The sequence below is a fragment of the Methylobacterium sp. Leaf111 genome (assembly GCF_001423285.1).
GTDB lineage: Bacteria > Pseudomonadota > Alphaproteobacteria > Rhizobiales > Beijerinckiaceae > Methylobacterium.
Window position 1 is genome coordinate 1 of sequence record NZ_LMNE01000039.1, and the last position, 9,766, is coordinate 9,766.

The 9,766-nt window shown below is 62.4% G+C and carries 12 protein-coding genes; 5 read left to right on the top strand and 7 right to left on the bottom strand.

Annotated features, from left to right (window positions below):
• Nucleotides 1–614: 614 nt before the first annotated feature.
• The 3 genes from ASF41_RS24115 to ASF41_RS16640 form a co-directional block, all read right to left on the bottom strand.
• Entirely contained in the window at nucleotides 615–1,148 is a 534-nt protein-coding gene (locus ASF41_RS24115; RefSeq protein ID WP_082504640.1) for a MucR family transcriptional regulator, read from the bottom strand.
• Between the two features lie 591 nt (nucleotides 1,149–1,739).
• Nucleotides 1,740–2,423, bottom strand: coding sequence for a thermonuclease family protein (locus ASF41_RS16635; protein ID WP_056495108.1), 684 nt, complete (start codon nucleotides 2,421–2,423; stop codon nucleotides 1,740–1,742).
• Between the two features lie 57 nt (nucleotides 2,424–2,480).
• Nucleotides 2,481–3,038, bottom strand: a complete 558-nt coding sequence (locus tag ASF41_RS16640) for a metallophosphoesterase (protein WP_056495111.1) — start codon at nucleotides 3,036–3,038, stop codon at nucleotides 2,481–2,483.
• 227 nt (nucleotides 3,039–3,265) lie between these two features.
• Between ASF41_RS16640 and ASF41_RS16645 the strand changes: the two genes are divergently transcribed.
• A complete protein-coding gene (locus tag ASF41_RS16645; protein ID WP_056495113.1) occupies nucleotides 3,266–3,718 on the top strand; it encodes a hypothetical protein in 453 nt (150 codons plus the stop codon).
• A 974-nt stretch (nucleotides 3,719–4,692) separates the two neighbouring features.
• Nucleotides 4,693–5,502: a hypothetical protein gene (locus ASF41_RS26210; protein WP_244479687.1), complete on the top strand. Its 810-nt coding sequence runs from the start codon at nucleotides 4,693–4,695 to the stop codon at nucleotides 5,500–5,502.
• Between the two features lie 446 nt (nucleotides 5,503–5,948).
• Here ASF41_RS26210 and ASF41_RS16650 read toward each other — a convergent pair whose 3' ends face one another.
• Genes ASF41_RS16650 through ASF41_RS26685 form a run of 3 tightly spaced genes read right to left on the bottom strand, consistent with a single transcriptional unit; the run spans nucleotide 5,949 to nucleotide 6,704 of the window.
• Complete coding sequence (locus ASF41_RS16650) at nucleotides 5,949–6,179, bottom strand: hypothetical protein (protein ID WP_056495116.1); 231 nt, start codon at nucleotides 6,177–6,179, stop codon at nucleotides 5,949–5,951.
• A gap of 7 nt (nucleotides 6,180–6,186) precedes the next feature.
• The gene (locus ASF41_RS16655; RefSeq protein WP_056495120.1) at nucleotides 6,187–6,441 is read right to left on the bottom strand and encodes a hypothetical protein; all 255 of its coding nucleotides are present in this window, start codon (nucleotides 6,439–6,441) and stop codon (nucleotides 6,187–6,189) included.
• Between the two features lie 14 nt (nucleotides 6,442–6,455).
• Complete coding sequence (locus tag ASF41_RS26685) at nucleotides 6,456–6,704, bottom strand: DUF6894 family protein (RefSeq protein ID WP_056495122.1); 249 nt, start codon at nucleotides 6,702–6,704, stop codon at nucleotides 6,456–6,458.
• 122 nt (nucleotides 6,705–6,826) lie between these two features.
• Here ASF41_RS26685 and ASF41_RS16665 point away from each other — a divergent pair, with 122 nt between their 5' ends.
• From ASF41_RS16665 to ASF41_RS16675, 3 genes are read left to right on the top strand one after another with little or no spacing between them, the layout of a single operon-like run.
• Nucleotides 6,827–7,048 carry a hypothetical protein gene (locus ASF41_RS16665; protein WP_056495125.1) on the top strand — a complete coding sequence of 74 codons (222 nt, stop codon included), beginning with the start codon at nucleotides 6,827–6,829 and terminating at the stop codon, nucleotides 7,046–7,048.
• Complete coding sequence (locus tag ASF41_RS16670) at nucleotides 7,045–7,500, top strand: LexA family transcriptional regulator (RefSeq protein ID WP_056495128.1); 456 nt, start codon at nucleotides 7,045–7,047, stop codon at nucleotides 7,498–7,500. The genes ASF41_RS16665 and ASF41_RS16670 overlap by 4 nt, the downstream gene beginning before the upstream one ends.
• The gene (locus ASF41_RS16675; protein WP_056495131.1) at nucleotides 7,497–8,789 is read left to right on the top strand and encodes a Y-family DNA polymerase; all 1,293 of its coding nucleotides are present in this window, start codon (nucleotides 7,497–7,499) and stop codon (nucleotides 8,787–8,789) included. Before ASF41_RS16670 ends, ASF41_RS16675 begins: the two co-directional genes overlap by 4 nt.
• Before the next feature lie 367 nt (nucleotides 8,790–9,156).
• Here the strand turns inward: ASF41_RS16675 and ASF41_RS16680 are convergent, their stop codons facing one another.
• A complete protein-coding gene (locus tag ASF41_RS16680; RefSeq protein WP_056495134.1) occupies nucleotides 9,157–9,351 on the bottom strand; it encodes a hypothetical protein in 195 nt (64 codons plus the stop codon).
• Between the last annotated feature and the right edge of the window lie 415 nt (nucleotides 9,352–9,766).

The following is a 9,766-nucleotide window of genomic DNA, read 5'->3' on the forward strand; positions in this document are numbered from 1 at the left end:
GCGGCTCGACCATATCCTCAAGCATAGACATAAAACGATCCGAACCCGGGACCGTCAGAATCCCCCATCGCAATCAACCCGGGAAGGGCGGCTCCAGACACCGCTTACAGACCGCCCGATGACATACACGCTGCATCTGCTGGCACCCGGCAGCTACGACCTGGCCCTCGACGGGGTCATCGTTGGCGGCGTGATTCGCGAGACAACTGCTGGAGGCGCTCCTATACCAGGTGGTGCGCGGAGCTGCTGCAGGACCTGCCGGCCGCGACACGGCCTCGACCCTTCGATTGCGTCGAGCACCGTTTCAAAACGCTCGAGGCAGCAGCGGCCTGGCTCGGAGGTGCGGCAATCCTGGACAGCGCCGCAGCTTAACCTCTTTTAGCCTAAGGAAAGTTGACACCGATAGCAGGCGACGCGAGCTCCCGGTACAGGGCGCCCCTGATATTTGCCTGGGTTAGGATGCAGAGGATGCCCCGCCACCTGCCGAACTGATGGACTGAGGCTCTGCGGCCGTACGCAGGGCCTCATTTTCGGCGTGTAGCTCGCCGGCGTCTAACACCACCTTGGCGGCGTCTTGGAGGACGGCGGCACCGTAGCCGCCCTCCGTCATTGCTCTACTTACTTGCCGCTGTTTTGCGCGGACGCGCAGCGCGCTGTGGCTTCGTCTCAGCAGCAGCTTCGGAAACCGTCTCCTCCACCGCTGTGGCCTTAGCTGCAGCCTTGGTCTGACCCTTCCGCTGCTTCCCGAGGCCCAGGCTACGAGCAAGCTCCGACCGTTGTGCAGAGTAGCTCGCTGAGGTCATCGGGTAGTCGGCCGGCAGACCGTGTTTGGCGCGGTAGGCCTCAGGAGAGAGGCCGCGAAGGGTCAGGTGCCGGCGCAGTGTCTTGTAGGGCTTGCCATCCTCGAAGCTGATGAGCGCGTCTGGTGTAATCGACTTCTTGATCTGAGCCGGCGTCGGCTTCTCAACGGCGTCTTCGGCAGCTTTGTTTGTGCCACCTGCAGCAAGACCGCTTAGTGCTGTGTGCACGGAGGCGAGCAGGTTGGCCAGTTCGCTCACTGGGATCGAATTGTTCGAGACGTAGGCCGACACGATGTCGGCGGTTAGCTCGATGTGGTCAGTAGGCACGTAAGACGTGGCGTGATCCATCTTTGGTTCTCCTTGTACAGATATGATATCTGTCTAAGACCTAGAACCTCGGAAAGATCAATCCTGATTTTCACAGGGAGGAAGTAGCGCGGCATTTTCCACTATTAAGCGGGTACTGCGGCCGTCGAAGCGGCTACACTCGGCCTAATGATTTCTGGCCCTATCTGGCGGAAACTGCGGAGCTTCCAGCCAGGGCAGCGTTCGTAATGCGATTTACGAGCGCGTCGCGTCTCGCGTGCTTTACGACGATCCGCGCAGCCAATCGTGCGTTCGCTGCTCGCAGTTCGGCTTTGGGACCACCATCCCGAAGGGCTTTGCACGCCACTGCGCGAAACCAGTTTGCATTGGCGACTGCGATCGCTTGCCGACGGGCTACGCCAGTCAGCTCCACTGTCTCTGGCGCTGTCAGAGTGGACATTGTGCCGATCCTGGCCGGTGAGGCTTCGCTTGTCCCCCCGGTGAGACAAGAGATGGGATTGCCTTGCCGGATCAGCAAAGAAGATACCGCATCTGCGGCTATGAAATTGGAGGCAGGTGAGCTAGCCGATGGTCAGTGTGAGCTAATACAAAAGGTGCTGTAAGGCGCTTGGGTCAGCCCCGCGCGGCCCGCCAGCCCGCCGCCTTCGCCTCGTCCTCCGAGCAGAACATGCGCTCGCCGGCTCGATCGTTGATGCGGGTTCGCTCGTAGTCGCGTGAGCCGGGTAGATGATAGATCCGCTCGCCGCCGGCCGAGATGTTGCCCTTGATATTGCAGCCGCTCGCCTTGCTCGGCGGCGTGACCGTCTCGGGTCGCGCCTGCTCGCCGCCAGCGCGCTTTTCCCGGCGCCATTCGGACGGTTCTTGGAACGTGCCTGCCCAGATGCCCTGGCGCAGCGCCTTCGCTGTGAGCTCGGCGTTGGCGTAGTCCTCGGTGTAGCGCCGGTACGCGATGGCGTGGCCCCGCCGGACCATCCAGGCGTTCAGATCCTCGGCTTCGGCGCGGCAGACAGCGACGACCCTGCCGTAGCGGTCGGTGTCGCGCGGATCGCAGGTCACAAGGCGCTTGCCAATGTGGTTTGCCAGAGCGAGCGCCGCCGTCTGGCCGCAGCGGTAGTCCTTGCCCTCAGCATCCTTGCAGATCTGCGCGCTCTCGGGAGCGTCGATGCCATGCAGGCGGATCCGCGTTCCGCGGACCTCAAGCGTGTCGCCGTCGATCGCCGATGCCCGGCCGACGATCGGGTCAGCCAGTGCGGGCGTGGCGAGGAGAAGGACGAGGAAGCAGGGCCAGGAACGCATCGGGGGTTCTATCACAGCTCAGGTCAGGAGACGGGTGTGCCGGCGTGATCGATCAGTTCAACGGAGGCCGCGCACTGCCATTTCCTCAGGGGCCTGCTCGGCAGCATCCTGGCGGGCGATGAGCATCGTCAGGTCGACCGGGCGGTAATCACAGGCGTCCGCCCCCACATCGCAGGATCGGCTCGTGTCCGGTAGGCAGGCATGTGTATGCCCGTAGAGATGCCGGGTCTCCCGCCAGAAGCCTGGCCAGGACCGATGCGGGTAGTGCGAGAGGAAAAGGCGCCAATTTCGTCCTTCCGAGTCTCGCACGGTGATCCGGGCGCTCTCAACGGGCGGGTCCGTCCAGGACAGTTCGAGCACGCGGTTGGTGTCGTGGTTGCCGCGCACCAGGCGTTTGATCCCGTTGAGGCGCGCAAACACCGCGGCGCAATGGGCCCGGCTGGCGCCGGCCGCGAAGTCGCCGAGGTGCCAGACATCGTCATCCTGGCCAACGACCGCGTTCCAGCGGGCGATCAGGGCTTCGTCGTGGCCCTCCACCGATCCAAAGTGCCGCCGCCGCCGTTCGACGAGGGGCGCATCCCCGAAATGCGTGTCGGCGATGAAGAACGTTGCCATACATCCTTCCGCATCGAAGCGGCTCTGGAAAACGATCGCCGGTCCGGGCGCCGCCTGTCATTTCACATGGCACAGTCCACACCCCCCTCAATCGGGCGCGATGTCGCTTGCCCCATACACACTCTTTTCATGGGCTCCGGCCTTGCGGCGACCCGCCGCGTGCCGGAACTCCGGCTCCGCGAAGCCCTTTTCCTGACACCCCATCCAGATGTGTCGAGGTCACTTCCATGCGTTACGCTTTGCTCGGACTCGGTGCGCTTGCCGCTTCGTCGATCGCGAGTACCGCCCTGGCCCAGAGCAAGCCGCTACCACCGGCCTCGAGTGGCGTGATGCCCCCCGTCGAACTCACGATCACGATGGACGGTGACAAGCCCGTCTGCGCACCGGCTGAGTTGAGGCTGCCCGCCAACACGAATGTGGAACTGCACATCGTGAGCCAAGCTGCCGAGCCCGTCACCCTCACCGCGCCGGGTCAATTCGAGAATGCGAACGTGCTGCATGCGGACGGCGACCTTATCCACGTCGCCAGCGAGAAAGGCTATCTCGTCAAGCAGAACGGTAAGGGCGTCCTGCGCATTCGCACTATGAAAGAGGGACAAGAAACCTATGCCTGTACGAGCAACCGCAACCGGAAGGCACCTTTCGAGGGCAAGCTGGTTCTGACGGCGCCTGCAGGGTAGACGCCTCTGCAGTCAGGATCGGATGGTGCGGCTGGAGAGCCGTATCCCTTCGCGCCGGACCGGCCGATGCCCAGTCTATCCGTCTGAACCAATCTCGAACTCCATGCCTCGCCTTGGTCCTTGGTCCGGTGGCGAGCCAAGAGCATGCTTCGGCCTGACGGGCTGAGCGTAGCCGATCTAGTCCCTCAAATGAGGGAGGCGACTATCGCCCGGCCTGCTACGAATCGGTCTCCTCCTCCCGAGGAACCCCTTTCTCCACCTTACCCGCCCGGAGCAATCCGCGGCGGGTTCTTCGTTCAAATCGCCCGGGGGTGCGACACAGGCCGTCCGCAACTTCGAACACGCAATGCGCTTATCGTAGCCTGCATGGCCGGCAGCTACTCGATCCCGCCTTGAACGAAAGTGCCTCCGTGAAATTCCTCACCCTCGTCGGCGTTGCTTTGCTTGCCGCTGCCCCTGCCTTTGCTCAGAGTGGCGCGCTGCGACCGCCAAGCGGCGTGATCGTTACCCAGGAGCCGAACAGCACCGGGAACGATCGGGACGTTGTCGTTTAACGCGGCGCAACGGGCGCAGATACCGCGACCTCGGACTCAGCTGCCGGCGGTAACGCGATCAAGCCTGAGCAGGCAGTTCCGAATGGTAGCGCCGGCGGCGGAAGCGGCGGCAGCAACTGAGCGATACGCACGCTCCCATCCGATAGTGCTGCTGCATACTGTCACCCGCCCGGCTCGCGCCAAGGCGGGTTTTTCGTGCGGCACACACCAAAGCGCCCTCTAATTAGGGCTCTCGTCCCCCATATCGACAATTTGGGATGCGCAATATCTGATGCCATTTCCGAAATTGATAACAGTAAATTTCTAACTCAAATGGGTGATATGCGTCCGCGTGGCGACGACATACCCTAATCCCGCTCTGCGCCGCTGAAACTAGCTTGGCGTAACAAAAAGGCTCGTGCTCAGAACAGGGAAGCGAAAATGACTGCTATTATTCGTGGAACCTCCGCATCCGAAATCTTCACGCCGACCTATCAAGAGGGATCTAACCCCTTCGGTATCGATAGCAGTCTCACTTACGGCAATGGCGGGGATGACACATTCAACTTGATCGGAAGAAACGACAGTTATCTCAACTTCGAAGCCATAGCAGGCAGCGGTAACGACACTTTCAATGGAACATTCGGAAACGGTAATATATACGCCGGTGCAGGTAATGACACATTTAATCTGCACAGTGGATCATATAACTATGATGCCGACGCCGGCAATGACACTATAGCGTTTGATGCTCAAATTAACAGTTACTTCATCGCTCCGGCGGGTGTTGGCGTGACGATTCAATCGAATAATGTTTTTGTCCAAACTGCAAATGTTGAAGTTTTTAAGTTCACGGATGTCACGGTCAATCAAGCGGATGGAAATAATAGTGTTGACGACCTATTCTACCTTAGCCGGTACGGTGATGTAGCTACGGCCGGAATTGATCCAGAGACGCATTACGCGCAGTATGGATGGCATGAAGGCAGAGATCCCAACCTATTTTTTGATACTCAGGGGTATCTCAACGCTTACAAGGATGTTGCCGCTGCCGCGATCAATCCTCTTGAGCATTATCTAACTAACGGCTGGAAAGAGGGACGAGACCCATCAGGCCTATTCGACACCAAGGCTTACCTAGCGGCCAATCCCGACGTCGCGGCAGCTGGCGTCAATCCGCTGCAGCACTACCTAGACCACGGCGTCAACGAGGGACGAGCAATTGTCAGCGATGGTGCATTCTTCGTCTGACTTTGATCTGGCACCTTAATCGCTTCATCTCTTAGAGAGCCCGCCAGGTTCGTGCCTGAGCGGGTTCTTTCGTGCTCTGCATTGCACGGCATCCGGACGCAGTTCGCTGCGCATATGATCCGGCTATCCTGACGCATTTCAGGATCAGGGGACCCGCAGATGCTCGGCTATCTCCCGCGGCAATCGACCGACCCAGCCCGTGAGGGTTCCCAGCGGCCCGATGAGTCAGAGTGCCGGCCTTGGTGGCGAGCCGCGATCTGGAGCTGGCTTGGACTGTAGCGCTCGTCATCTCGCCGTTGCGCGGATACTGCAGGAAGCGCGTCGAGCCGCCAGAGTGGTTCTGGGCTGCGATGTCCTTCCCGATGGCTCCGACTCACCCGCCCTGCGCCGCCGCCCATCCTTAGTCAGGATCCACGTCGCGGTCGCGCAGGTGATAGCGAGCCGTATCACGGGGAAGGCTGAAGCTCTCGGGCCCGTCTGACAAGCCGAAGGCTGCCGGCAGCTTCACGGATGCGCTGCCGGATCTCCGAAAGCTGATCCGCCGGCATCCTCCCGCTCACACGCCCCTCCGCGACCACCGTCAGCAGGACATCTTCGAACGACTGCTCGGTAAGGCCGAGGCTCAAGGCCACGGCCTCAAAGCGGTGAAGCTCGGCTGCTTCTTCGCTGAAGGTCATGAGGGCATCAGGCGTTCTGCAGCGCCTCGGCAAAGTCGTCCGGGATCTCACCGAACTGCCCGAGGATCGTCGCGGCTTCGAGCTCGCCAGTCTCGTCATCGGCGATGACCTTGATCGCCGCCGTGCCCGGCATCCGGCCTGCCATGGCTTCAGCCTTCTTCAGTGCGCCGCTCTCTGTCGGCGACACCTCGCGGTCGCCTGGCACGAGACGCTTCCGCTTGACCACGAACGTCTGCACCATGAACGTCGATTTCATTGCCATCGTAGGACTCCTCTTTACGCCGCCCGCAGTGCTGGACCGGCTTCTTCGAACATCAGGATCAGCACACGCCGACCAGCAGCATCGTGCACGTCAACGAGCCAGGCCGACCAGTCGAGCCGGCCAGCGCAGCGGCCCATGATCGCCCTAGCGACCCGCATCGCTTCTGCTCGTAGATCGGACCGGGCTCGCAGGTAGCGGCCGGCTAAATCGAGCACGGCATGGTGACCGTCGGTGCAGTGGAAACGGTAACTCCCTGCTCGCATTCGGCTTTCATCCCGTCATCCACAAGCGTGCACAGCGGCCACAGATTGTCCCTCGCACCAGCTTGAGCCGAACGCCCCTACCGTGTTTGTTCTTCTTTTGTTCTATCAGACGAGAGACACCGATGCACGGACGAACTGGCGATCGACCTCTCACCAAAGCCGAGGAGTTTTTTCAGGACGATCCCGCGCCGGCGTATGACGATCCGTGGGCCGTCCTCGTCCAGGTTCTGGCCGATGCGCTCGCTGACATGGACGAAGCCGAGCGAAGTTCCCCGCAGCGAAACCGGCTCATTCCTCGCGGCTACATCCGCGACGGGGCGATCTACCTGGGCGACGGACGATGAAGCTGCTGCAGGTCGCCGAGCTCGCACCCCATAGCGCTGGTACGGTCCGCATTCCGATCCAGGGGGCCGCGCTCTGCGCCGGCTTCCCGTCGCCGGCCGACGACTTCCTCGAGGGCTCCCTGGAGCTTCCCCGCTGGCTCGCGCCGAACCCACCCGCCACCTTCGCTTGGAACATCTCGGGCGATTCCATGCGCGGCGCCGGCATCTTCGACCGGGATCTGGCGGTGGCCGATCGCAGCCTCAAGCCCGGCAACGGCAGCGTCGTCGTGGCGATCGTGGACGGCACCATGAGCCTGAAGCGCCTCGTCATGGAGGGCAACGTCGCGCGCCTCGCCTTCGACAATCCCGATCTACCAGCCTTCGCCGTCGAGGATCTGATCGAGGGCGAGATCTGGGGCGTGGTCCGCTTCTCGATCCGCTGGCACGTAGCCCGCGCCGGGCTTGTGCGATGAGCCGGGCCATTGCGCTGATCGACGGCAACTCGTTCTACTGCTCGTGCGAGCGGGTGTTCGACCCGAAACTCGCCCGCGCGCCGGTGATCGTGCTGTCGAACAACGACGGCTGCGCCATTGCCCGCACCGCCGAGGCCAAGGCGCTCGGGATCAAGATGGGCGATCCCTGGTTCAAGATCCGCCAGCAATGCCAGCGTGAGGGCGTGCGCGTCTTCTCCTCGAACTACACCCTCTACGGCGACATGAGCGCCCGTACGAACGCGGTCTACCGGGACTTCTCGCCGGCGGTAGAGATCTACTCCATCGACGAGAGCTTCCTCGACCTCTCGGACGTGCGAGACCGGGATCGCGTGACGCTCGCGCGGGACCTACGAGCGACGGTGAGGGCCTGGACGGGCATCCCGACCTGCGTCGGCATCGGGCCTACAAAGACCCTGGCCAAGCTCGCCAACCACATCGCCAAGACGATCCCGGATCTCGACGGCGTCTGCGACTTGACCGACCCCGTGGCCTACGACCACTGGCTCTGTCGGATCTCGGTGGCGGAGGTCTGGGGCATTGGCCGGGCCTCGCTCGCAAAGCTCATCGGCCTCGGCGTCGACACGGTGGCGGATCTGCGCGACCTCGACCCGCGCCCGGTTCGGAAAGTCATGACGGTGGTGGGCGAGCGCATCATCTACGAGCTACGCGGGTTGGCCTGCCTGCCGCTCGAGCTTATGCCGGCCCAGCGCAAGGGCTGCGCGGTGACCCGCTCGTTCTCCCGGCGCATTACCAAGCGCGAGACCCTGGAGCAGGCGGTCGCCGCGCACGCGACGCGGCTCGGCGAGAAGCTGCGGCGCGGAGGCCTCGGCACCACCCACGTCTCTGTCTTCTACCACACGAGCGAGCACGACCGCGGCGATCCGATGCGCTCGGTTTCCACAACGGTGACGCTGCCGGAGGCCACGAACGACACGCTGGCGCTGATCAAGGCTGCGCAGGCCGGTGTGGCCCGCACCTGGCGCGAAGCACCGGGTGGGCGACCCTGGCGCTACAGCAAGGCCGGCGTGGTCACGACCGACCTGAAGCCACTGGCGGATGCGCCGCGGGCACTCATCGGCCAACTCGACCGCGAGCGGAGCGCGCCGCTGATGGCGGCCATGGACGCCTGCAATGCGCGCTTTGGGCGTGGGTCTGTGGTGCCGGCTCGCGCCGGCCTGACGGAGAAGCGGACCTGGTCGACGAAGTTCGAGATGCGCAGCCCGCGCTACACCACGCAGGTCGCGGAACTGCCGACGGCGCATTGTTAGGAGGTGAGAGGATAAAAGTGGTGAAATATTCGATGCTTATCCATCTCAAGAATGCCGTGATCTCTCTTGATCGACCATACAACGCACCCTCTTTCTAGCAGGTTTCCTGCAATGGAGAGGGCCTCTTCTTCGCCTTTCAGGGCTAGATGGATCTGCACTGTCGACTCGGCTTCGGAGCTGCCAGCCTCACCGGCCTCGCTCCACTCAACGGTCCAAGACATTGGATGCCTCCTGATCCAAGCTCATAATCTCAGGTGATTACTCGTCGCAGCAACAAACTGATCCGCGTAACCTGTTACCTGCTGTCCGGCCGGGCCAGCAGGATGGCGGTGCGCACGGCAACCCGCTTTAGGTGATCGGTGGCCTCCTAGTTGGCGACAGTGACCTTCGCCCACTCGTGCGAGCTCACAGCCTCGGCGAGGTCGAGCCGGTAGCCTTCACCGAACAGGAACGCCGTGGTGGTCGGATCCGCCATGAAGGCGTCGACCGCTGCGACGACGTCCGCCTCAAGGATGGCCTTCGCCTTGTAGAGTTCGCCGGTGGTCGCGTTCGAATCAGCCATGACGCTGGGATAGCATGCGGCGGGCCAGCGTCACCGGCCGAACGTTCATAGCGGCACCGGCTTAGGATCGCTTTCGGTCGAGCTTGCGTTACCGTCGGTCAAAATAGGCATGCCGCACCTACCCGGTGCTGCCTATGCCAGAACCTGCGAGAAGAGTTCGATACATGGGAACGATAGCGGCAACGCTGGCGACGATCGCCGCATCCACCTACTCCGACACCCTCGCAGGACTTCCTGCAGGGTTCTCGCCCCTCTCGGCCAGTGGGCTTACGAACGGCACGTTTGCCAGTCAGAATGCCTACGGCGCCGCCGTCACGGGCACCTGTCCGACGTCAGCACCTGTGGGACAGATTGAGGGTCTTCACGAACGGAGGATGGCTGGTTCATCGTAGCCCCTGAGGAGCGAAGATGAAGC